The organism is Paenibacillus sp. HGF5 (assembly GCF_000204455.1).
Taxonomy (GTDB): Bacteria; Bacillota; Bacilli; order Paenibacillales; family Paenibacillaceae; genus Paenibacillus_AQ; species Paenibacillus_AQ lautus_A.
In genome coordinates this window covers 24,768-48,693 of the sequence record NZ_AEXS01000099.1, presented here as the reverse complement: position 1 = coordinate 48,693, position 23,926 = coordinate 24,768, and the positions used below count along the sequence as shown (strand labels likewise).

At 50.3% G+C, this 23,926-nt stretch carries 17 protein-coding genes; 13 read left to right on the top strand and 4 right to left on the bottom strand.

The features are described 5' to 3' along the window. From HMPREF9412_RS16030 to HMPREF9412_RS32945, 10 genes are all read left to right on the top strand, one after another. A partial coding sequence (locus HMPREF9412_RS16030; protein WP_009592654.1) for a sugar phosphate isomerase/epimerase family protein occupies positions 1 to 433 on the top strand: 433 nt, incomplete at its 5' end. Between the two features lie 269 nt (positions 434 to 702). Further along, positions 703 to 1,332, top strand: a complete 630-nt coding sequence (locus HMPREF9412_RS16025) for a hypothetical protein (RefSeq protein ID WP_009592662.1) — start codon at positions 703 to 705, stop codon at positions 1,330 to 1,332. 87 nt (positions 1,333 to 1,419) lie between these two features. Beyond that, positions 1,420 to 4,473: an ATP-binding protein gene (locus HMPREF9412_RS16020; RefSeq protein WP_009592651.1), complete on the top strand. Its 3,054-nt coding sequence runs from the start codon at positions 1,420 to 1,422 to the stop codon at positions 4,471 to 4,473. 6 nt (positions 4,474 to 4,479) lie between these two features. Beyond that, positions 4,480 to 5,130: a response regulator transcription factor gene (locus HMPREF9412_RS16015; protein ID WP_009592655.1), complete on the top strand. Its 651-nt coding sequence runs from the start codon at positions 4,480 to 4,482 to the stop codon at positions 5,128 to 5,130. Positions 5,131 to 5,465: 335 nt separating this feature from the next. Beyond that, positions 5,466 to 5,948: an RrF2 family transcriptional regulator gene (locus tag HMPREF9412_RS16010; RefSeq protein WP_009592659.1), complete on the top strand. Its 483-nt coding sequence runs from the start codon at positions 5,466 to 5,468 to the stop codon at positions 5,946 to 5,948. A 26-nt stretch (positions 5,949 to 5,974) separates the two neighbouring features. Beyond that, positions 5,975 to 6,967, top strand: coding sequence for an LLM class flavin-dependent oxidoreductase (locus HMPREF9412_RS16005; protein WP_009592672.1), 993 nt, complete (start codon positions 5,975 to 5,977; stop codon positions 6,965 to 6,967). Between the two features lie 132 nt (positions 6,968 to 7,099). Beyond that, the gene (locus tag HMPREF9412_RS16000; protein ID WP_009592665.1) at positions 7,100 to 7,837 is read left to right on the top strand and encodes a DUF4184 family protein; all 738 of its coding nucleotides are present in this window, start codon (positions 7,100 to 7,102) and stop codon (positions 7,835 to 7,837) included. A gap of 47 nt (positions 7,838 to 7,884) precedes the next feature. Next, positions 7,885 to 8,739: a protein phosphatase 2C domain-containing protein gene (locus HMPREF9412_RS15995; RefSeq protein ID WP_009592676.1), complete on the top strand. Its 855-nt coding sequence runs from the start codon at positions 7,885 to 7,887 to the stop codon at positions 8,737 to 8,739. 118 nt (positions 8,740 to 8,857) lie between these two features. Further along, positions 8,858 to 10,057: an epoxide hydrolase N-terminal domain-containing protein gene (locus tag HMPREF9412_RS15990; RefSeq protein ID WP_009592679.1), complete on the top strand. Its 1,200-nt coding sequence runs from the start codon at positions 8,858 to 8,860 to the stop codon at positions 10,055 to 10,057. Positions 10,058 to 10,173: 116 nt separating this feature from the next. Further along, positions 10,174 to 10,344: a hypothetical protein gene (locus tag HMPREF9412_RS32945; protein ID WP_009592652.1), complete on the top strand. Its 171-nt coding sequence runs from the start codon at positions 10,174 to 10,176 to the stop codon at positions 10,342 to 10,344. A gap of 150 nt (positions 10,345 to 10,494) precedes the next feature. Here the strand turns inward: HMPREF9412_RS32945 and HMPREF9412_RS15985 are convergent, their stop codons facing one another. The 4 genes from HMPREF9412_RS15985 to HMPREF9412_RS15970 form a co-directional block, all read right to left on the bottom strand. Further along, positions 10,495 to 11,694 carry a Ger(x)C family spore germination protein gene (locus tag HMPREF9412_RS15985; protein WP_036672458.1) on the bottom strand — a complete coding sequence of 400 codons (1,200 nt, stop codon included), beginning with the start codon at positions 11,692 to 11,694 and terminating at the stop codon, positions 10,495 to 10,497. Position 11,695: 1 nt separating this feature from the next. Next, complete coding sequence (locus HMPREF9412_RS15980; RefSeq protein WP_036672456.1) at positions 11,696 to 13,225, bottom strand: spore germination protein; 1,530 nt, start codon at positions 13,223 to 13,225, stop codon at positions 11,696 to 11,698. 3 nt (positions 13,226 to 13,228) lie between these two features. Beyond that, positions 13,229 to 14,314 (bottom strand): GerAB/ArcD/ProY family transporter, encoded by a 1,086-nt coding sequence (locus HMPREF9412_RS15975; protein WP_009592668.1) that lies wholly within the window; start codon positions 14,312 to 14,314, stop codon positions 13,229 to 13,231. 584 nt (positions 14,315 to 14,898) lie between these two features. Beyond that, a complete protein-coding gene (locus tag HMPREF9412_RS15970) occupies positions 14,899 to 16,956 on the bottom strand; it encodes a GxGYxYP domain-containing protein (protein ID WP_009592673.1) in 2,058 nt (685 codons plus the stop codon). 316 nt (positions 16,957 to 17,272) lie between these two features. Here HMPREF9412_RS15970 and HMPREF9412_RS15965 point away from each other — a divergent pair, with 316 nt between their 5' ends. The 3 genes from HMPREF9412_RS15965 to HMPREF9412_RS15955 all read left to right on the top strand — a co-directional run bounded on the left by HMPREF9412_RS15965 (position 17,273) and on the right by HMPREF9412_RS15955 (position 23,917). Continuing rightward, positions 17,273 to 18,421 (top strand): GntR family transcriptional regulator, encoded by a 1,149-nt coding sequence (locus tag HMPREF9412_RS15965; protein WP_009592671.1) that lies wholly within the window; start codon positions 17,273 to 17,275, stop codon positions 18,419 to 18,421. Between the two features lie 165 nt (positions 18,422 to 18,586). Further along, a complete protein-coding gene (locus HMPREF9412_RS15960; RefSeq protein ID WP_009592669.1) occupies positions 18,587 to 20,818 on the top strand; it encodes a hypothetical protein in 2,232 nt (743 codons plus the stop codon). 24 nt (positions 20,819 to 20,842) lie between these two features. Further along, positions 20,843 to 23,917, top strand: coding sequence for an alpha-mannosidase (locus HMPREF9412_RS15955; protein ID WP_009592653.1), 3,075 nt, complete (start codon positions 20,843 to 20,845; stop codon positions 23,915 to 23,917). The last annotated feature ends 9 nt before the right edge of the window (positions 23,918 to 23,926 follow it).

Below are 23,926 nucleotides of genomic sequence, written 5' to 3'. Positions count from 1 at the left end.
CACGACCACAATCGAGAACCATGGCGTGAGCGTGCAGGCAAGCGACCGGGTACAGCGCGTGCTGCAGGCAGTCGATCGTCCGAACTTCAAGACGACCTTGGATATCGGCAATTTTCTATGCGTTGACGAGCAGCCGCTCGTCGGCGTGAAACGCAACTTGCCGCTGGCCTCGCTCGTCCACGTGAAAGACTTCTATTATCGTCCGTTTGATCAGGATCCGGGCGGGGGGAAGTGGTTCAGAACCTCCCATGGCAATTACCTACGAGGCTCCATCTTCGGGCAGGGGGATCTGGATGTGCGGCGAATCCTTCGACTCATTAAAGAATCCGGTTATGACGGGGATATTACGCTGGAATTCGAGGGCATGGAGGAGTGCAGGGAAGGAACCCGATTGGGTTTGGACAATCTGAAGCGGTTATGGGAGGAAGCGTGACAGGAGAACCGCTAGAATATATAAACGAAAACAAATAAAATATACAGGCCTGCCGTGGAGCAAATCCGGGCAGGCCTGTTTGCGCAAACCGACAACCGAAAGCAGCTCTGTACGAACCGATAATCACCTATATCTACTAAAAATGGATTCGGGAAGGGACAAAGCTGGTGTCAGAGCCCAATTTCAGTGATTGACAATTTATGGGTTGCGTTTAGTATTAAACTGAAGGACTAAATTCATGGTGAATTTCACCAGCCAAGGGGGATAATATGAACCAAACTACCGTTCCTTATAACGAGATTGAACCTAAGCTGCAGACCGGAGATATTCTGCTCGCTCATGGGGTAGCCAAGGGAAGTCTTCGAATTGAAGCACTGGAACATTGTCCGTGGTCACATGTTGCAATGGTCGTACGCGCTCCGAACGATGAAGTGCTGTTATGGGAATCCACGTCGCTCGATAATCTGGAGGATACGTGGTTACATATCAAGAAATCAGGTCCTCAGCTCGTGAAGTTACGCGATCGATTGTCAACCGATGTCAGCAACCATTACGATACGATGTTTGCGATCCGTCATCTGCATGCAGATCGAACACCCGAAATGTACGAGCTGCTGGATCATTTTATCGAGCAGGTGCATGATGCCGTGTTTCCGGATAAAAAACAGATGTATTGGGAGATCATCGAAGGCAAGTTCGGCATCACTACTTCGTTCCGCGACTTCTTCTGCAGCAAGCTTGTAGCGGAAACCTATATCCAACTAAAGCTGTTGTCCCCCGCTAAAGCACCCAACAGTTACGAACCCAAAGATTTTACATCCAAGCGACATCTTCGCTTGCTGGGGAATGCCCGGTTAGGCGATGAAATTTATATCGATGTTGCGTCCATTCTCGCATGAGATGGCGTAAACACGCGGCTGCCCTGTTTTTTTTACCTAATCCTATCTTTAGCAGGCCATTCGGAGATTGCTATTGCGAAGTCGTCCGTGAGCGTGCAGAACGGTGAGCTTCAGCTTGAAGGGTGGGATTTCGGCACAGACGGATCCATTTCGCTGAACGGAAAGTGGGCATTTTATTGGAACCAACTGCTGGATCCGGACGATCTGAAACAGGGGGCTTCTCCTGCCGTAAGCGCATACGTCGATATGCCCGAGTATTGGACGAATTATACATTGAACGGCAGAAAGCTTCCAGCCGACGGATATGCAACGTATCGTTTGACGATTAGCGGGCTTGATTCTGAAGAGCCGATTGCACTCAAACTGCGAAACATCTATTCGTCATACGCCCTATGGGTCAACGATACCCTGGCGGCATCGGCCGGTAAACCTGAAACTACGCACGAGGCATCCATTCCGAAATATGGTCCGTCTGTAGTCGTACCCGTTAAGCCGGACTCGGACGGACGATTGACGCTTCTGGTTCAGGTCGCCAATTATACGTATCCCAAAGGCGGGATTAATAACGCTATTGAGCTTGGAGATGCCAAGCAGCTGCAGCAGGAGAAGTCGGTAGAGCTTGTAAGAGACAGTCTTGTGATCGGTTCACTGCTGGTGATCGGTGTGTATCATATTATCTTGTACGTGCTCAGGCGCAACGACGTAACTCCGCTGTATTTCGGATTGTTCTGTATGTGCATTGCCGTTCGAACGATGCTGGTGGGTTCAAGATTTATACTGGAAATATTCCCAGCGTTCTCATGGGTTTGGTTTGCAAAAGTATCGTATTTAACGATTTACGTCGGCGAATTATTTTTGATCTCATATATATATCACTTGTTTCCCCAATTTCTATCCCGCAAGGTATGGCGTTTGACGCAGTTTTTCACGATATCTTTGACCTTACTGGTGCTTACAACAGATATCCGGGTGTATGATTATTCACTGATCCCATTTCAGATCTATTCCATCGGGCTTGTTCTCTATGCCGTCTATGCATCCATTCGGTTAGCAAGGCAAAGACAAGAAGGGGCTGTCCTCCTCATCCTCGGATTCAGCCTGATTTTCCTGACAGCGGTCAATGATACCTTAAACCGTAAAGGAGTCTTTACTACGCCAGCGTTGCTGCAGTTCGGTGTGCTCGGATTTGTATTTTTGCAGGCATTATTGCTGTCCATGAAATCCTCCCGGGCATTTTTCCAAGTGGAGCGATTATCGGAGCGTTTGTTGACATTAGACAAACTGAAGGATGAATTTTTGGCGAAAACCTCGCATGAGCTGCGTACTCCGCTGCATGGCATTATCGGTCTGGCCGATGCCTTGATCGACGGAAGCTCCGGCAAACTGCCATCGCCTGTCATCGATCTTTTGCGGCTCATGAAGGTCAGCGGCCAGCGGCTTGCCCATTTGGTAAACGATATATTGGATTTCTCAAAGCTCAAGCACCAGGAGATCGGTTTGGTCCTCGTGACGGTTAACTTGCGTCTGGCCGTCGAGCTGACCCTTCAAGTGCTCAACCCATTGGCCGAGAAGAAAGGGCTCCGGCTATCCCATCAATTGCCGGACGATATGTACGTGATGGCAGACGAGAATCGATTGCAGCAAATATTGCATAATTTAATTGGCAATGCGATCGCTTACACGGAAACCGGGGCGGTTACCGTCACGGCAAAGAGGCTGCAAGGACAACTTTCGATTCAGATAACCGATAGCGGAATCGGCATCGCAGAAGCTGATCTGGACCGTATTTTTGAATCATTCGAGCAGATTAATCCTCTGGATCGATCTCAACAAGGCGGTACGGGGATTGGGCTATCGATTACTAAGAAGCTAGTCGAACTGCATGACGGAAGGATTGGAGTAACCTCCGGTCTTGGCGAAGGCTCGACGTTCAGCTTTACGCTTCCTATGGCTGGCGAAGGAAAGCCGAAGAGCCCTCCTCTGCCTGTCGCAGATTACATTCCGACAGAGTCATTCTCACATTGGGAGATTGTTGAGCCTGAGCGGGAGGCAGCCCACTCCAATAAACAACTGCCTTCTGTGCTCATCGTGGATGACGATCCGATTAACGTCCAGGTACTCTTGCAGTTCCTGGCAGGAAAGTATTCACTCAGGTCGACATGCAGCGGGCAAGAAGCCCTGGAATGGATCCAGAATGGATACAAACCGGACATCGCGCTTCTGGATGTCATGATGCCGTACGTATCCGGACTTCAGTTAGGAGAAGAAATACGCAGGCATTACAATTCAGGGGAATTGCCAGTCATCTTCCTCAGCGCAAAAAGTCAAATGACGGATCTGATTGCCGGTTTCGAACACGGCGGTAATGACTATCTTGCGAAACCTGTCGACAAGCAGGAGCTGTTGGCACGCCTTGAACTGCATCTCCAGCTGGCACGCTGGAATGCAACGCTGGAACGCGAAGTGGAGGCGAGGACCATTGAACTTGAGCATTCTTTGGAAGAACGGGCCAGAGCATTGTCGGAGATATCCGTGCTCGCCGAGCGGAACCGAATTGCCGGCGATATTCACGATCACGTAGGACATATTCTAACAGCCAGCGTCGTTCAGTTAGAGCTCGGTCTGAAAATGTCTTTCCAAAACGCACCGGAATCGACGGAGAAATTGAAGCACGCGTCCGATCTGCTCCGCAAAGGGCTTCATGAAATGCGGAAATCCGTGCATATGCTTGCCGAGGAAGCGGCTGGTTCTGCAACGTTCCGGGACTCCTTGCTGCAAATCATTAACGACTCCCAGCAATATGCTGAAGTCAACATAGAGCATAGAATTGATGTCTCCGACGGCAGTCTTGAGCCGGAGGCCGAGAAGTTGATCCGCCATGCCTTGCAGGAGGGGATCACGAACGGTATTCGTCACGGTCAATGCACGTTCTTCCGGTTTGAGTTGATCGAGACAGAAGACGCTATCCGGTTTACGCTCGAAAATAACGGGCTGCCCTTTACGTCCGAACGGCTTGGATTCGGATTGACCATGATGCGGCAAACGACCCGGCGAAGGGGCGGCACCTTCCAGGTCAGCACGAAGGATGGAGCAGGCTGTGTGTTATTACTCACCATGCCCCGCTCCGCGCTTAAGGAGTGATCAGAAATGTCAAGCATAAGCATACTCATTGCAGAGGATCAGACCATTGTCCGTGAAGGCCTAGAGACCATTATCAATATGGAGCCCGAAATGGAGGTCGTTGCTACGACGGACAATGGGCAGACCGCTTGCGAGCTGGTGGAGCAATTGCGTCCTCAGCTTGTGTTAATGGACATCGAAATGCCGGTTATGAACGGAATTGCGGCAACGCACCAGATTAAGCAGTCCAATCCGGACACGATCGTGCTGATCCTCACGACGTTCACCGAAGAGGATTTCATTATAGAGGCACTCGCTAAAGGAGCATCCGGATATTTGCTTAAGGACTTTACGTCCCATAAAATCATCGCCTCGATCCGCGAGGCGATTCGTGGCGAGCTGATGCTCCCTTCGAAGGTGGCTGCAAAGTTGGCTGCCCGGTTAAGAACGACCGGAGTTCCACAGATTCCAGTGCAGAACTATAATCTGACCCCCAGGGAATTGCAAATTGCAAAGCTGATGACGGAATATAAGAACAACCGCGAAATCGCCGATATGTTATATATCACGGAAGGTACGGTTCGCAACTACATCAGCGTCATCTATGAGAAAATCGGCATGAATGACCGGACCAAGGCTATCCCGCTGCTCAAGCAGGTACTTAGGGATCCGGATTGATTAAGGCAAGAACACCGCTTTCAATGAAAGCGGTGTTTTTTTGTCATGTGTTTCTATGAGTATAGGGTTTGGCGGTCTTTCGAAACAGTTACTTCTGTCATATAAAAGCCATACACCTGTCATGCTTTAGTCATGATTCGGTCATATCCAAACGTGGCTGAACTAGGTTATGCCATCAGCACGATCCCGTTCGGCATTTTATATGAGATGAACGCAAACGTTAGGTTTTACATTTGAACCCGGCTGATATATGATATAACGTGGATATTGATTATCCGCTTTAAAAATGAATAGCATTTTAAACCAAATCCATATCGTAAAACGAGGTGCTGTTTATGCATATGAAAACCGGCGTGGAACAGTCCGTATATGCCCTGGTTCTGCTCAACATGCTGCCAGACAGAGCGGTGTTGCCCGGGGAAGCGATAAGCCAGCAGCTGGGAACTTCCGTGACCTATTTTCAGAAATTGTTGAGAAAGCTGGTAACCGCTGATCTGATCACGTCCGTTCCCGGCATCAAGGGCGGTTTCAGATTAAAGAAGAAACCTGAGGATATACGAGTATACGACGTTTACCTCGCGGTGGAAGGACAGCAGTCCCTATACTCGTCCCACGGAATTCTCGTGGACATGCTCGACTTGCAAAAAGAAGAGAGCTGCTGCCTGCTATCCGATTTGATGGAAGAAGCCGAGTCTTCCTGGAAAGCTGTATTAAAGCGAGAGACTATTGCTTCGTTGTCGGAGGAAATGCGCGGAGAACGATTTAAGGACAAGGTTAGCGCCTTGGAGGAATGGATCGGCAGCAAAATGGTCATCTAATCGAATCGAAGAAGGGAAGATATCATATGAGATTAAGCGTACTGGATCAAGCTCCCGTCACCAGCGGCAACACGGCGGAAAGTGCATTGATGAAAGCCGAAGAGCTGGCTGTTCTGGCCGATGGATTGGGATACAGCAGAATGTGGATGGCCGAGCATCATGGAGGACATACGTTTGCCAGCTCCGCACCAGAAGTGACGGCCGCCCGGCTTGCGGCAAAAACCGAGCGGATACGCATCGGCACCGGCGGCGTCATGATGATGCATTATTCGCCGCTGAAGCTCGCGGAAGTATTTAAGACGTTAAGCGCATTTACGCCCGGAAGGATTGATTTCGGCGTAGGGCGAGCGCCAGGCGGCGATACGAGTGCCATGTACGCTCTGTCCGAAGGGCGGCAGCTGATGCTTCATAACATGTATGACAAGCTCTCCGTCACCATGCAGCTTCTTCGCGACCAGGTGCCGGAAGATGAACTGTATGCCACGAATGCCGCCGCGCCTACGGGAGTCGCCCTGCCCGAAGTGTGGCTGCTCGGCTCCAGCGGCAACAGTGCGCTGCAAGCGGCACAGATGGGGGTCGGTTACTCCTTCGCACAATTCTTCAACGGAGCGATGAGCATAGACATATTGGACCATTACCGAGATAACTTCCAACCATCCCCGTTCATGGAGGAGCCTGAAATTAACGTATCCTATATGGTGACAACAGCTGAAACAAAGGAAGAAGCGGAGTATGAAGCGCTGCCGCAGGATATTTTCCGGCTGATGATGAGCAAGGGCCGGATTACGCAGCTGATGACACCCGAAGAGGCTCAGAATGTATCTTTAACGGAAATTGACCGGATGGCGATCCAGGAAGGGCGCAAAATTCATCTGGTGGGAGCGGTAAAAGACATCGCGGCCCGCTTACAGGAAGAGCAAGCGCACTACGGATTCCAGGAAGCGATGATATGCAGCATTCCGCATTCGCAGGAAAAGCGGCTGGAGGTGTATCGCCTGCTCGCACGTGAACTGCTGTAAATCATGGTTTTGAGAGGGCAGGCGGAAGTCTGTCCTTTTTCGATTGACGAAAATATCGTATCCCGTAGATGCGTGTTGATGCTAGAATAGTAAAAAATCGTTTATACATAAAATCAGCAGTTAGGAGTAATTATGCCTTTTACATTCGCGCATCCCGTCATCACGATGCCGTGGTGGAAGAAGAAGTCGTTACCGGTGTCCGCACTCATTATCGGGTGCATGGCGCCGGATTTTGAATATTTCATCCGCTTTCGGGCGGCCGGCGTGTGGGGACATGAGGGTCCGGGTATTCTTTTATTCAATCTCCCCTTGATATTGCTGCTGTACGTTGTGTTTGAGAAGGTCATACGTCTCGTTCTGCACGACTATTTACCTTCATGGTTCCCGTACCGCTGGCAGCGGGATGGCAAGCTTCCAGCCTCTCCAACTGGGTGGATGGCCGTAATCCTCTTAGGACTGGCAGGCGTTGGCACGCATCTGCTCTGGGATCAGTTCACGCACAAGGGAGCATGGATCGTCAATCAGATTCCGCTCCTCACGGAAATGCTGCATATCGGTACCGTACAAATTCCGGTGTATAAATTAGGCCAGCACGGCAGCACCCTATTAGGCTTGGTCCTGACCGCATGGTGGGTTCACCGTCATTTGTACGTATCGCCCACGAAAAGAGCCCATGCGAATCCGGTTAAAACCTTTTGGTGCGTATTCGTTGCGGTCTATATCCTCGTGATGTTCACAGCCATGATGACGGTTGCCGGAGGGGAGGGGCTGTCTTTTGTATTGCAGCTTGTCGTCCCGGCCATTAGCAGCTTTCTGATCGCACTGCTTGTAACTTGTCTCCTATTTTGGAATACGGCCAGGCGAAAATAACGAATCCAGCAAATTAACCAGAATTCATTGTGTAGGAGGGGGCCATTATGGTAACCATTGAACAGTACACCCTTAAGGGGATCCATTTCTTAAATGAAGATGCACTTATGATTCATGAGCAGGCGGGATTGTATGGCGTGTTAGACGGGGTATCCTCCATAGTTCCTTACCTCAGCGACAAGAAGGAAACGGGAGGGTACCTTGCTGCTCAAGCAGTGAAGAACTATTTTGAATCATTGGATCAAGTGGAACAGCTTGCGGAGCATACTGCGGCAGCAAACGATAAGTTAAGAGAACTCATGCAGCAAGCCCATGTCGATATGGAGAAAAAAGACGGGCTCTGGGGAACGGCTCTTGCTCTCGTACGAATTCAGGAGGAACGCGTAGAATTTCTGCAGACCGGTGACTGCATGATCCTTGCCGTTTACCAGGACGGGGAGGTTCGGCCGTTAACCTGGAGACAAGTGGCTCATTTGGAAACTCCAGCCATCGCGAAATGGGAGGAAGGCGTGAATCAGGGACTGACCCGTCAACAAGAACTCCATGGCACGGTAATAGATATCATTAGGGAGAACCGCTTTAAGAGCAACGTGAATGGAGGCTACGGCGTCTTGAACGGGGAACCCCGTGCCGTTGATTTTCTCGAATACGGAAAAATCAATAGATCCCGATTAGCCCATCTAATTCTATTAACGGATGGTTTATTCTGGCCTGTGAACGATTTGCCGAGCGATCGACCCTATTGGGACTACATCGCGCAGCGTATACTCTTAAACGGCCTTGAACAGTATACGCATGAATTACAGGATATCGAAGAGGCTGACCCGGAGTGCTTAACCCATGCAAGATTCAAGAAATCCGATGACAAGACGGGCATGGTGCTTCATTTTAACGACCTATAGTTGGTCCATAAAGCATGCTCTTGCATTTATATTAAAAGAAACCCCGAAACACTGACATAAAGTCGTCAGTGTTTCGTTTTTATTATAAAGTAAAAACAGAAGAGCGAGGTAATATGAAATGCCTAACCATCAAGATGTAAGCGGGTATCCGCGTTCTGAAGCTTCCGTTCGTCCCTTCCACGTACACTTCCCTCAAAAGGATATCGACGATTTGCGGGCACGTATTGCGAATACGCGTTGGCCATCCCAGTTACCTGGAGGCGACTGGAAGCGAGGGATTCCGGTTGCGTATCTTAAGGAGCTCGCGGATTATTGGCTTAAGGAATATGACTGGCGCGAATATGAGCAGAAATTAAATGCGTTCCCGCAATTTATGACGGACATTGATGGACAGCCGATCCATTTTCTACACGTACGTTCCCCTGAGCCAGATGCCTTGCCATTGATCATGACGCACAGCTGGCCGAACACCGTTGCTGAATTCATGAATATCATCGGTCCTCTGAGCAATCCAAGTGCGTATGGAGAAGATCCGAAGATGGCATTTCATATCGTGGCACCTTCAATCCCCGGGTTTGCCTTTTCACCTTTTCCGCAAGGGGCCGATCAATCACCGTGGAGCATCAAACGTGTTGCCGGCATATGGGCCGAGTTGATGCACAGACTAGGGTATGATGTTTATGGTGCGCACGGTAACGATGCCGGTGCCTTAGTCTCTCCGGAGCTGGCTATCCTGGATGCTGAACACATGATCGGTGTACATATTACAGGAGGTCTGGGCATCCCCATGGGAGATCCGAGCGAACTGGAAGGAGCTAGTGAAGAAGAGCTAGCGGAAGTGACTCATTTGGCTGAGCTGTTTGCAGGAGGTAGTGGTTATGCCCCTTATCTGTCCAATCGGCCGCAGACGCTCAGTTACGGATTTCACGATTCCCCGGTCGCTGCGCTTGCATATCTTGCCGAGCGCTATAAGGAATTTGACGGATGGCCCAAAAACAAGGATGTTATCCCCCGGGAACCTATCCCTGCAGATTTGCTCCTTACAAACGCCACCATATATTGGTTGACGGAGACTGCAGCCTCCTCGTCTTGGACGTATTATGATGGGGCAGCCGGGATGCCGACAGATCAAACAAAGGTACCGACAGGGGTTTCCCACGGAGGAGGTTCGATCTTCCGGCGCATTGCCGAAGCCAAAAACAATATCGTGCATTGGTCGAATCTGGAAAGCGGCAGCCATATGGTTGCCATGTCCGATCCGGAGTCACTCGTTAAGGATATAAGAGCGTTTTTCAGCATGCTTCACCGCCAATCATAACGGTTTACAAGCATCCTCTATCATCCATACGCTTTAATAAGCGTGCTTTGCCTAACAACATTTTCATGTCCGAATCATATTTTATGGTAACGGCATGAAAGCGGGAGGTATGCAGTATGGGCCGAGGAGTGCAACGCAAACGAAGACAGCAAGGAAAATCCAACAAAGCTACGGTTAAACAATTGGCGTTTATCGCAGCCATATTGGTATTAATCGCCTCAGCCATAGGCCTCTACGTTGCTTATGATGACTTGTTTGAGGATGAAGGTGTGGAAATTATCGTGTAGCCAATCGCGTAGGAACAATTTTTTAAACAACGTTAATTTCATCTTTATCATATATGACATAGAAATACTATCTGCTTCAAACCAAAGGCAGCCGTTCTTGTTTCCAAGAACCGGCTGCCTTAATTATGGGTTCATTTAACCGGCAGATCGTCAGGAGTCAGCCTCTATTTTGGTCGTTGGCGCAGTGGGGCCATCTTGATGGGGGAGCAGTTTCATGCCGGTATGATCCAGATGGACTTCGACATGTACCGTTTCCAAAGAACCTGCATCCATCGATGGGAGAGACGACTGATGAATTTTTTTCCAAAGTCGGGTGTCTTTCTTAAACAACACGTGCTCCAAGCTGTACAGATCTGTTTTTGAAGCAATTCCATTCTTAAACGTGGATATAATCTCCTCCCGTACTTCCGCGGCCGCCCTTTTTTCCATTTCGGTCTTATTCATGTCGTCGAGCGCTTCTACCACGTTACCATTTAACTTCACGTTGATGCGGAATTGAGGCATTCCGTTGACAATGTTCATTTTCTTGCGAATTTTAGGATTCGACAAAACGACGATCCCTGCGTACTCGCCGCTCTTATTTGTAATCATGACGTGGGAGCGTTTCGTATCGGTTTCCATCCAGCGTAGACCGGTGAGCTTGTCGCTGGTAAAAAAACCTTTCGATACGACCTCGGATATAGCGTATACTCCGTTAATCACAAGTTTCGGATTTTCTTTTTGTTTCAGGCTCCAGGTCCCTTTATCGATCGATAGATTAGGAAGGAGTACCGTGCTGGCCGGTTCGGTGATCAGCGCCATGAAATCAAAATATCGAATCGGTACGATATAGGATTTCTGTCTATACTCTTCCGAAGGTTCATGAGCTAACGTATTTAACGGGGAGAGATTGAAGAAAGCAGGAACATTAAATAATTGTTCGATGGAGTCTTTTGTTCCAAATACCCAGGGCGTCATACGAATTTCCTGATATCGGCCGATCGTATCCAATTTGGTTAGAACTTTCGATTTCAAGACGGTGTCACTGATGATAATACAAGAGATATGGCTCCAGCTTGTACGCATCTGCGCTGAATCATAGATGGCATTGACCGCCATGTCAAAGGTTTTGCCCCTAGTTTTGGAAGTCCATACTTGCGGTGGCTTTTCCGACTTTCCCGTTTCGCTTTTGGCTACGGACGTAAAATCCATCATCTGGGTGTAAACAACAAAATCACCGTCTTCTTGATCGATGCCGATGGCGGTGATGTAATTCATGTCTTGTATCTCCTTGATGTCCCAGCAGCCCGTTAACATATTGAGCATAACCGTTAACCATATTAATTTTAGGATATTGATCCAGTTTCTCATCTCACGTAGGTTCCCTTTCTTCAGAAGTGTTATCAATATTGTTCAGCATTTCCGGTCGTTTTTTGTTGAAAGCCCACGGTTTTTTCAAGAGGGAATTCATCAAATCCTTGAAGGTCAGCGGCGATAGAGGTGCAAGATACGGAAGTCCGAAGGATTCCAATACGGAGAGGTATGCAAGGAGACTGAACAGTCCAATAAAGAATCCGAGCATGCCGAGCAAGGAAGACCATATCAGCACATACAGCCGAATAATGCTGACCGTTCCGCTCAGCGTCTGGTTGACCAATGTAAAGGTTGCAACTGCCGTCGTCGCGGAGACTACGAGCATGGTCGGCGATGTCAGACCCGCACGTATGGCAGCATCCCCGATAATGAGACCTCCTAATACTGCAATGGTTTGACCAACGGCTTTAGGCAGCCTGACCCCGGCTTCCCTAAATAATTCGAACATGCCCAGCATCAATAAGATTTCCATCGGACCGGACAATGGGAGCCCGAAACGGGAAACGGTAACGGTTGCCAGCAGCAGAAATGGGAGCTGATCCATGTTGTAGCTTGTCAGCGCAACCCAAAATCCCGGCAGCATAATGGCGAGGGATAAGCCTAATAACCTTAGAAGCCGTTCAAATACCACAAAGTGGTAAGGAAAATAGGAGTCTTCCGGCGATTTTAACAACTCCAGCAAGTTGCAAGGCGCAATCAATGCCATCGGCGACCCGTCCACAAGGATGACAAAACGACCTCTAAGCAAGCATTCCACGACAAAATCCGGCCTTCCAATGTAATCCATGAGCGGAAACAGGGAGAGGGTCGAATCGGAAAGTGCCTCCTCCAGCTGACCGCTGGTTACTAGCGCATCGACTTGGATGCCTTTTAAGCGCATTTTTGCCTCGTTGATGACTTCGGGGCGTATGATATCGGAAATATACAGAAGGGCTACCCGGGTCTGGCTGCGATCGCCGATCATCATTTGCTCATTGTGGAGCGTAGCCGTTCGCAATCTTTTTCGTACGAGTGCCACATTCATGTATAGATCTTCCGTAAATGCATCTCGAGCCCCTTTGATGGAGACCTCCGTATTGGACTCTTCTGGTTGTCTATTGGGAAGCGAGGCGATATCGATGGAATAAAAGCATTTCTCTCGTGAAAAAAATAGGATCATTCGTCCCGCGAACAGGAGCTTAACGACATCGGCAGGCTGCTTCAATTTGCTCCATTCCATCGATTTATCCAGTTCTCTGGCTAAAGGCTCCCAATCCCTGAAGTGTTCCAGTTTTTCTTCCAGATCCGGCAGCACATATTGGGTCATCACCATGGCATCAACCATTCCTTCGCTATACAGCAGCACTACGGGGATAGCATCTTCATGCTTTCCCGGGAAAGATTTGATGATGACATCCGCGGAGTTGGCAAACATGGATCGCAGGGCTTCCTCATCCAAAGCGTCGGATGCGGGCTCACGGTCCACGTCGAACGGGGGTTGTTTCTTTTTTCGGCGGAACATGCTATTTCGAGTTCTGTAGTTTGACATATTCTACCCACCTTTGGTATTTGCTCGAAATGTGACAGCAATGGCAATCAACAGCGTCAGCGCGGAGAGGAAGACCAGATAGGACGGCGAATATTTGCCCAACACGAATAATTCGATTTGCCGATCGATAACCGGGATCAACGAGATGATAGATATGGCAACACCCATCCCTAACACATACCACATGCGCCGTTTGGTTTTTTTAAAGGGAATACCGTCCGCCATGATAAACAGGAACAGCGAAATACGGATTAATGTCCCCGATATCCATTGGTACAAAGCCAGAAAATCGACATGGGTTATATATTTCGTAATGGTGACCAGCATCCACTGCTCGTAGGCAGGATAGCGGGATTCCATCGCGGGAATTGGCCCGAATGCGGCGATAGCTCCCATCAACGGTCCGAGGGTTAGCCCTCCCAGCAAAATAGACAATATGACGATCGAGAGATATTTCATTTTTCGTTTCATGTGATGCTGAAGATAGATCAGCACAATCATTTCCATGAATCCGCCGCCGGCCACGAGCATGCTCTTGAGCATGGGCGTATAACCTTCCACGAATAGGGGGGTCAACAATGAATAGTCCTTATATTCCAGATTCGACAAGGCCACAAAATGCCCCAATACCCATACAATCGGAAGCAGGATTCCGGAGATGATGGCGATCGAGCGAATACCGTTGTTCGCTACATAAACGCACAGCAGCATAATGGTGAGCGAAATGACGGTTTTGGGCGTTGACGGCAGGTAGGTGACCCGAATCCATGTCGTCGTTTCTCTTATGATGACCATGGTCATCCAGAAAAAATAGAGCGTTGTTATGCTAACGAAGATCCAGCCAATCACGGGCCCGAAGCTGTCTTTGAACCATGCGAAAATGGATTGTTGACGGGTCCGCTTCATAATGAAAAACAAGATGTACACCCAGCCAATATGCAGGATTATAGTTAGCAGTGTGCCCATCCATGCGTCCCGGCCCGCTTTCTGCAGAAGAAGCGGGATCAGGACAACGTGATTGGTGATGCCCAGGGACAGCAGCATGATGAAGTAAACGTCGAGCAGGGAAATCTTTTTAGTTGCGGCCATAATACTAATCTCCATATGAGGGAATACATGCTAATTCGATACAGTGAGTATTCACCATTTGCCGTATTTTATGTATGGAGCGAGGAAGCACAGCCGTAATATGCATGCGAATCGTATGGGGGAGAGGATCTTATCACCATGTGATTGTCGACTGCAATAGAGTAGGGAAGCGAATCGGACATCAGATCGGCTGTCGAAACGATGTGGTTTTTGCGATTACCCAAGAAATAATTTATCCTATTTCCAGGCTCCGAGCAGGAAAGGCATCATTTTTTTCCTTTTAAGAGGTGAAGAGATGAAATGGTGCGGGGGGAGACAGAGTACTTTCTGAAGGCAGTAGGATATTATAGGAGGCACAGCTCAGATTGCATGAAAGACAAATGGACTCATTAATTAACAACATTAATTAATCAATTAATTCATGACATTAATTATATTTAATTAATGATATTAACTATATATAGTTAATGCTATGAAATATAGCAGCAGACCCGGGGAGAAGCGATAATAAAACAGGCAGCTCAGACCCATTGGATGGGGCCTGAGCTGCCTTAAGAAATATGCGGTTGTTTAACCAGAAATCATTATTTCTTGCTTGCCGGCAAGTTGTAGCTTTCACGGATCAGAGAGAAATAATGATCGGCGCGAACGACTTTGAAATCTGCCCCGAGCTGTTCGGTCAGGGCCAGCGCATCGGAAGGGGTCATGCTCCATGCGAGCATACCGAGTGAGACAAACAACGGTGACTTACCGTCCCAATTCGCTTTGGCTTCATTGAGCACCTGCAATCCGTCTTGAACGGCGCTGATCCCGCGGATCGTGGATACGGGCAGGCTGTCGCCAACGATTTCAACCCCGTATTTGTCTTCATAACTAATAAATAAACCGGGTACGTTATATTCCTCCTCATATGCTTTTGCTTTAAACGGAGATAACGGCACATTCTCGCTATCGACTCGGTTCAGAACATAAGGGATCGTCATTCCCGTCTTTTTCAGATATTTCTCGGTTTGCCGTAAAAACTGCTGGAAGCTTGCATCCGGCCAAGGACTAGGGTAAAAATATCCGGCACCAGACGGCCCGGCAATCAGCAAATCGTTCTCTGTAGCCGAGTTGAGATAATAATTCAAAATCGCGGGAGCACCTTCATAGAGCAGCGGGCTGGAGGTCCAGTTGATCGGAACTTTGCCCCGGGCCGGGTCATCCCACATGACGCGCATGCGATGCTGGTTATATTGAAAATTGTCTCCTTCCGTAAAGGTATAGGTCACGTAGATTTTGTTCTCAAGTGCCGGTTGTGGAGGTGTTTTCGCGAGCTTGAACTTCGGCTTGGTTCCGGAGAAAACGGTCAGATTGCTGAACCAATCGGCCGCCAGAACATACACGCCATAACGGGAAGCGATCTCGACCGAGCTGAACTCGCCCTCCACATCATTGCTGAACCAGCCAAGGTAAGGAGTACCCGGCTCCACATCGGACATGATTTTCTCGAAGAGCGCTTTTTGCTCAGGCACATTAGAATCGAGCCAGAATACCATCGCTTTATTGGCAACGGCGTAATCTCTTAAGTAACCATAAGGTTCCTGCTGCTCAGCGGATAGCGGACGGATATTTCCAGCGGAAACCTTATACTGGTTCCACATATCCACTTCGGCGGTCAGGTTCTTGGTTCCGGCAGGAGGGGTGAATTCGTACACAAAATAACTGCCGTTATCGGCGAAGCGGTGACCGCCCTGTCCTTCACTGAACTTGGAGTTTTGCCGATCATATAGATAGGTCTCTTCTTCCGGTGTACCTGCGATGAAACTCGCAATCACGTTGCCGTCGGCCTTAACCGTTACTTCGTGTACGGCAGGGCCCCAGCCATCCTGGGTGAAAGCATCGTCGAACCGAAGATATACCTCTGATTTTCCCAAGAGGGAGGATAAATCAAGCTGGTAAGCATCACGATTGCTTGCATCGCGAATCTGCTCCTTCTCCTCTGCAATCGTCACGAACGATTCCGGCAGACCCGAAGGAATTCGGATCGCCGTATCCGGATCCAGTCCGACTAACATCTGATGATTCGTCTGTTTCCACAGATTCTCGTACTGCCAGGTGTAAGCTTCGAGCCGGTTATCGAATTTGCCGCGCAGATCGTCCAGCGTCTTCAAGTTATAAGGGGCTTTGGACAATTTGGCGGCCAGCTCCGGGCTGGCAACGACAGCCTTTTTCAGTCCTGCGAGGGTGGTGGCGACATTAATCGTGTCGGGAACTTCCGGATCATAAACAATCATGCCTTTGGCTTCGCCTTGATAAGCAGCGAATACGTCCCAATAATCTTCATGAAGCGTATAAGGCACGTTTATATCTTCAAGCCAGGTCATTTTCCCTTCTTCCTGGGACTCAATCAAATAGATTCGGGGCTGTTCCCTGTTAACGATTCCCTGCAAGGTCCCTAACAGCAATTTAATGTCACCTGGAGCATCATAAATATCTGCGGCATCCAAATGTTTCGGTTTCTTGAAACTTGGCAGCTCGCGGTTATTGGAGCCGTCGGGTTTGGCTGGCCGTGCATCCGTTCCCGAAGCATAAGCTGCGCCGCCGCTTAATGAAAAAGCACAAAGGATGGCTAAACAGAGAATCGTGAATCTACGGGCCATGGCGAATTCACTCCTTGTTATGTTCTGTTGTCAACTGGAAGCGCGTGCTCATCCGTAAACATCCAACCTCCTTTTTTCGGTACCATACCGTGCAGCACACTGCTTACCAACACATATTTAATATATTCAAATATCCCTTTACAAGAGGTTCGACAAAACTTCCTATAATTCTTGCAAATCAGGCATGTTAAACGCTATCGCATCAAGGGTGTTGTCGTCACAGTCGTTGTCAGCTCATGCTTGTTTATTGCGCTTGTATGTGTAAGGATATATTATATATTTCAAATATCATGAATGAATTGGTGATGTGATTAGAATGAGTACAAATGATCGAATTCCGTTGTATCAGCAAATCCAGGACTATATCCGACACGTCATAGCATCAGAAAATATGAAGCCCGGTGATCGCATTCCGACAGAGAAGGAGCTGATGGACCAGTTTCATGTCAGCAAGATCACGGTTGCCAATGCACTGACGGGATTAGCGAATGAGAAATTGATTGCCCGCGTGCCGGGCAAAGGAAGTTTTGTTGCAGAAGAGGCGGACTTCTTACCCGGAGCGCAGCCGTCGGCTTCGTCACACAAGGGAAGAGAGAGGACGCTGGCAACGGGCATGATTGGCGTGATTATGCCCACCATTCATGATTACTTTGCCATGAGACTCATTGAGGGGATCGAGCAGGCTCTGAGTGACGAAGGTTACCGCAGCATGATCATGCTGACCGACGGCAAACTCGACAAGGAAAAAGACGCCATCAAGGATCTGAAGGCTCTCGGAGCCGAAGGCCTGCTGATTTTCCCGATCGACGAGGAGAACTACAACGAGGAGATACTGGGCATGAAGCTGTCCGGTTTTCCTTTTGTGTTGATCGACCGCTATTTGCCTGGTGTCGAGACCCATTATATTGCCGCCGATGGAAGGCGGGGCACCAGGCTCGCCGTTGAGCATTTATGGGAGCTTGGGCACCGGGATATCGCCATCTGCTCGGATTCTCCACTTCAGACCGTTACGGTTCAGGAGCGGATCGAAGGGTATATCGATGCATTGAAGGACAAAGGCGCGCTCATCAATCCGGCGCATATGATTACGGATTTCAAACCGCTGAAAGTGCTTAAGGATGCGGAAGCCCACCCGTTATACCGTTACATCCGAAATCGCATGGTAACCGCCTATATTTCGCTTAACGGGAGACTGGGCGTGCAGATCTATCAGATGGCAAAGCAAGCGGGGCTCAAGGTGCCTGAGGACGTATCGATCGTCAGCTTTGACGATCCGACTTCCATCGTGGAGGAATTCAGCATTTTTACCCATGTCAAGCAGTTTGAGCGGGATATGGGATATCAAGCCGCCGGAAAGCTTCTGGAAGTGCTGCGCGGCTCAGGTGCAGCCAAGAGTTACAGCAAATTGCTGATTGAGCCCGAGCTTGTGATCCGCCAAACTTCCGGCCAAGTTCCACGAACTTAAAATACACGCCAAGAATAAGCCTTTTCCGTCATTCAACGGAGAAGGCTTTTTTGGTTTGTCCAAAAAACATATTGAATATATTTATATTATATATTATATTCTAGAAAATGATGGAGCTTCTTGATGTGCAAGTACATGTAACTTGAGCAGGGAGGTATAAAAAACGTGCCGAGAGATCGCAGGGAAGAACGAACCGGGTTTCAAGAGTCTGCGCCGTATCACCCCGACTATGATCTTCAGACAGACTTCGTGATGGTTTACGGGATTGACGAAACCATGCCTGAGCGGATTCGGAAATGGAAAGAGAAAGGTTACGTCGTCCATCTCATGACCGGAGTCGCATGGGGGCAATACAACAGCTACCTGGATGGGGAGGTAGACGGCGTAGCCCATTGGGATGAAGCCCAGATGGATCGCCATGGGGAAATGATCCTGCATGGCAAGCAACCGGTCATTCCTTACATGGTGCCTACGATTTCCTTTGGCCGCTTTATCGCGGACCGAATACGCATCGCGGTGGATGCGGGCGTGGAGGCCATTCATCTGGAAGAGCCAGAATTTTGGGTGAACGGAGGTTATTCGGAAGCGTTCAAGCGGGAATGGCAGCTGTATTACAAGGAGCCATGGATTCCGCCACATGCTTCACCGGACGCACAATACCGGGCTTCCAAATTGAAAGCGTATTTATATACTCGCGTGCTCGACCGGTTATGCGCAGAGATGAAGGATTACGCGTTAAAGCGCTATGATCGGATTCTTCGCTTTTATGTTCCGACCCATAGTCTGATCAACTATACCCAATGGCGGATCGTCAGTCCGCAATCGGCGCTCGTAGAGCTACCGTCCATAGACGGGTACATTGCTCAGATCTGGACGGGGACCTCCCGGACGCCGAATGTATATGAAGGGCTGCGCAAGGAACGTACGTTTGAAACCGCTTACCTCGAATACGGCGTGATGCAGGAGCTGGTTCGGGGAACGGACAGACGCATGTGGTTCCTGCATGATCCGATCGAAGACAATCCGAACCACACGTGGGCGGATTACAAGCAGAACTATCTAAAAACCGTGGTCGCTTCATTGCTGCATCCCGGGGTCTCCCATTATGAAGTCTCGCCATGGCCGCGGCGAATCTTTAAAGGGACTTACCCTTCCGAGGACGGCTCTGGCAAAGAGTCCATCCCGTCCGACTATGCAACGACGCTGCTCCAGGTCATGCATACGCTCGGCAATATGGACCAGAAAGTGAACGAACCGGAGGTAGACGCCTTGCAAGTCGGCGTTCTCATCGCAGACTCGGCCATGTTTCAACGAATGAAGCCTGAGCCGGAGGCGCCAGATGCCGGGAAATATGACGGCACGGACCCCGAAGGATTTCAGGAATCGGGGGACACGGAGCTTCTCGATTTCTCTCCTTTTTACGGTCTGTCGCTGCCGCTGTTGAAGCATGGCATCCCGGTACGCCCGCTTCAGCTTGATAACGTAAGGCGATATCCGGGTTATTTGGCTCCTTACCGCGTCCTCGTATTGAGCTATGAATTCTTCAAGCCGGAATATCCAGACCTTCATTATGCTCTCGCGCAGTGGGTGCGGGACGGCGGCGCCCTAATCTATGTCGGCGATGACAGCGACCCGTACCATAAAGTACGCGCTTGGTGGAACAAGGAGCTCGGGGGCGGATCATTCAGCTCGAAGTATAATTCCCCGCGGGAGCATCTGTTTGAGCAGCTTGACCTGAAGGAAGCAGCGGAAGGTATCCATCAGGCAGGAAAAGGCGTCGTATGCTGGCTGAATCAGCATCCGGCCGACCTGACCTTGTCGAAGGAAGGGGCAGACCGGCTGCGCCGCTCAGTTCAGGCCACGATGGAGGCACTTCTCGGCACGGAATCGCGGTGGCATTCCAAGCATTATTTCAAGCTGTTGCGCGGTCCTTATATCATCGCTTCGGTTCTGGAGGAGTCGGTCACCGATGAAGAACTGACGATCTCAGGTCCTGTCGTGGACTTGTTCGATTCGAAACTCTCCGTCCATGATCAGATTACGATAAGCCCCGGGAAACAAGCGCTTCTCTATGATGTTGAAGCCGGACGTCCTTCCGGAGGCAAGGTTTCCGTCATCGCAGCCTCTTCCAGAATCGAGGAGCTTGAACAATCGGACGCCGGGTTCCGATTCACGGCCAAGGGACCGGCCAATATGCAGGCCAGCGCGAGGCTGTATTGTCCGACCGAGCCGGCATCCGTTCAGTACGTCATCGGGAATCAAACGATGCCTGCCGTCTGGGTATGGGATACGGAGTCGTTAACCGTCCTGCTGCAGTACGAACATGGCGCCGCGAACCAGGCCGTGATTCAGATTGATTGGAATACCCAATCCGTGCCGGAACCTGCAGCCGACTGAGGCAATAGAGAGGAGCGAATCATCATGCCATACGAACCTATAAGGCCTGAGCCGTTAAAACAAATGCTAAACAAACTCCGGGAAGCCATATATGAGCCGGTTGCCGAGTTGGACGTGACGGCATGGGTTACGCCTGAGCCTGTATCGTACATGGATCGCAAGACAGGAACGAAAATGACGCTTGTCCATGGCCAGCGATGGGGCAGCTTGTGGGACTGTGCCTGGTTCCGTTTTGCCGGCAGCGTTCCGGAGCATAGCCGGAAGGAGGACCTCGTCCTCCTGCTGGACATCAACGGCGAGTTGTGTTTGGCGGATCCGAACGGATCGCCAGTACAGGGATTGACCACCGTGAATTCGGAATTCGATTTTTCCTTAGGGCTCCCCGGCAAGCGTGTCGTCCGGATTCATGACATGTTCTTGACCGGATCCGATATTGAAGTATGGGCCGATGCGGGCAATAACGATCTATTTGGCAAATACCAGGGAGGAACTTTGAAAGAAGCTGTCATCGCCATCTGCCGGGAAGATATCCGGAGCCTATATTACGATGTCGAGGTACTCTTGGAAGCTGCCGAGCACCTCCCGACGGGATCCGCGCGCAAAGAGAGAATCTATCAGGCGCTGTATGACGTTTCGCTGCGGCTCACGGATTTCTCGCCGGAGCGCATCGCGAAGGCGAAGAAGAAGCTGGCTGAACCATTGAGCCTGAAGGGCGGCGATCCTGTCTTAACAATCAGCGCCGTGGGTCACGCGCATATCGATTTGGCCTGGCTGTGGCCGATCCGCGAAACGATCCGGAAAGGCGCCAGAACGTTCTCGACCGTGCTTCGCATGATGGAACGCTACCCGGACTACGTGTTCGGCGCAAGCCAGCCCCAGCTATATGATTGGATGAAGCAGCATTATCCGGCACTGTATGAACAGATCAAGGAACGGGTGCGTGAAGGAAGATGGGAACCGCAGGGAGCCATGTGGGTAGAATCGGATACCAATGTGCCGGGCGGGGAATCACTGGTTCGTCAGATCTTGTACGGCAAGCGATATTTTCAACAAGAATTCGGGTTGGAGATGAAATCGCTCTGGATGCCGGACGTGTTCGGTTACTCCGCCAGCCTGCCGCAGCTGCTCAAGAAGTCCGGCGTGGATTACATGATGACCCAGAAGCTCTCTTGGAGCGAGTACAATCGGCACCCTCACCATTCCTTCCTCTGGGAAGGCATCGACGGCTCCGCCGTTCTGACCCATATGCCTCCTGAAGATACGTACAACAGTCCGGCAGCCCCACGTTCCATCGCCAAGGCAGAGCGGGAGTATTTGGATAAGAACGTATCCGGCCATGCCTTGATGCTCTTCGGCATTGGAGACGGCGGCGGAGGTCCGGGCGAAGAGCATTTGGAACGGCTGGCTCGCGAGAAAAACCTGCTCGGTTTGTCTCCCGTCCAGCAAGAGCCTTCGTGGAAGTTCTTCGAACGGTTGAATGAAGAGCGGGAGTCGTTCCAGACATGGCGCGGGGAGCTCTACCTGGAGAAGCATCAAGGAACCTTGACCAGTCAGGCGCGGAGCAAGCGTTACAACCGGAAGATGGAGAAAGCGCTGCGCGAGCTGGAGTTTGCTTCCGTGCTGGCAGCCCGGCTGGGGCGGGCTTATCCATCCGAGACGCTGGAGACGATCTGGAAGGAAGTTCTGCTGTATCAGTTCCACGATATTCTTCCGGGATCTTCGATCAAGCGGGTATACGATGAATCGCTGGTGCGGTATGAAGAGCTGCTTGGGCATACGGAGACCATGATTGTCGATACCTACAGCTATTTAGCTAATCATATAGCACACAATGAAACGGCTTCCGCGCAATCCGTCATCTTCAATTCGCTGCCTTGGGAGCGACGAGAGTGGCTGCGCATGAACGGACGCTGGCATCACGTGCAGGTTCCATCGATGGGATACGCCGTTTTATCGAATGACGCCGGCCTGGAAACGGAAGAAGAAGCCGCATCCTCCTCAGAAATCTTGACTAAAACGCCAGGGGCGGACGCAGACGCTGCGGCTGAAGGACGAAGCCTGGAGAACGACAAGGTCATCGTGACATTCGACCCGAACGGAGCAATTCTATCGGTTCTGGATATAGCGGATAACCGCGAAGTCATCCAGCAGGGACGATTAGGCAACGATCTTCGCGTATATCATGACGTCGGGGACGCATGGGATTTCCGCCATGACTATGCGGCGAATCCGGGTACACCGTTACACCTGCTGAGCATGCGGGAGCTTCGGGACGGTCCGAGAATCGGGCTTGTCTTCGAGTACGGTTACGGGGAGTCCTCGCTGACCCAGACCGTCGTGCTAACGGCGGGCAGCCGGCGAATCGATTTCGAGACGGACGTCGATTGGAGGGAGAACGGCAAGATGTTAAGAACGTCGTTCCCCGTGAATGTACGCACGGACCAGGTTCACTGCGAAATCCAGTTCGGCAGCCTGAGCAGACCGACCCACCGCAATACGTTGTGGGATTTTGCGAAGGATGAGATCTGCGCACATCAATGGGTGGACTTATCGGAGCCGGATTACGGCGTCGCGCTGCTCAATGATTGCAAGTATGGCCATCGCGCCATCGATAACGTGCTGGATCTCCATCTGCTCCGCAGCAGCTCTTATCCCGATCCGGAGGCAGATCGCGCGGAGCATCGTTTCACGTATTCGTTGTATCCGCACCAAGGGAATCATGTGCAAGCCGAAATCTACCGAAGAGGCCATGAACTGAACGTCCCGCTTCGCACGATGTCCTTGCCTGAGGTATCGGATCAGGTGACAACAAAGCTGCCTCCATCACAATCGTTTATCTGGCCTGATCATCCGCACATCATGGTAGAGTCCGTCAAAAAAGCCGAGGATGGCGACGATGTCATCGTTCGTCTGTATGAAGCTTCAGGAACGCACGCGAACACGTCGCTTCGGCTTGGGTTTGAAGCCGCCGAGGCCTGGATCGCTGATCTGATGGAAAACTGCCTTACGCAGCTGCCGATGAACGATCCGTCCGAGGTCACGCTATCGTTCACGCCGTTTGAAATCATCACGCTGCGCCTGAATGTACCAGAACTATAGAGGACGGGG

Coding starts and splice junctions, on each gene's coding strand:
- HMPREF9412_RS16025 (WP_009592662.1), top strand. CDS start 703: ATGAACCAAACTACCGTTCCTTATAACGAGATTGAACCTAAGCTGCAG.
- HMPREF9412_RS16015 (WP_009592655.1), top strand. CDS start 4,480: ATGTCAAGCATAAGCATACTCATTGCAGAGGATCAGACCATTGTCCGT.
- HMPREF9412_RS16010 (WP_009592659.1), top strand. CDS start 5,466: ATGCATATGAAAACCGGCGTGGAACAGTCCGTATATGCCCTGGTTCTG.
- HMPREF9412_RS16005 (WP_009592672.1), top strand. CDS start 5,975: ATGAGATTAAGCGTACTGGATCAAGCTCCCGTCACCAGCGGCAACACG.
- HMPREF9412_RS16000 (WP_009592665.1), top strand. CDS start 7,100: ATGCCTTTTACATTCGCGCATCCCGTCATCACGATGCCGTGGTGGAAG.
- HMPREF9412_RS15995 (WP_009592676.1), top strand. CDS start 7,885: ATGGTAACCATTGAACAGTACACCCTTAAGGGGATCCATTTCTTAAAT.
- HMPREF9412_RS15990 (WP_009592679.1), top strand. CDS start 8,858: ATGCCTAACCATCAAGATGTAAGCGGGTATCCGCGTTCTGAAGCTTCC.
- HMPREF9412_RS32945 (WP_009592652.1), top strand. CDS start 10,174: ATGGGCCGAGGAGTGCAACGCAAACGAAGACAGCAAGGAAAATCCAAC.
- HMPREF9412_RS15985 (WP_036672458.1), bottom strand. CDS start 11,694: ATGAGAAACTGGATCAATATCCTAAAATTAATATGGTTAACGGTTATG.
- HMPREF9412_RS15980 (WP_036672456.1), bottom strand. CDS start 13,225: ATGTCAAACTACAGAACTCGAAATAGCATGTTCCGCCGAAAAAAGAAA.
- HMPREF9412_RS15975 (WP_009592668.1), bottom strand. CDS start 14,314: ATGGCCGCAACTAAAAAGATTTCCCTGCTCGACGTTTACTTCATCATG.
- HMPREF9412_RS15970 (WP_009592673.1), bottom strand. CDS start 16,956: ATGGCCCGTAGATTCACGATTCTCTGTTTAGCCATCCTTTGTGCTTTT.
- HMPREF9412_RS15965 (WP_009592671.1), top strand. CDS start 17,273: ATGAGTACAAATGATCGAATTCCGTTGTATCAGCAAATCCAGGACTAT.
- HMPREF9412_RS15955 (WP_009592653.1), top strand. CDS start 20,843: ATGCCATACGAACCTATAAGGCCTGAGCCGTTAAAACAAATGCTAAAC.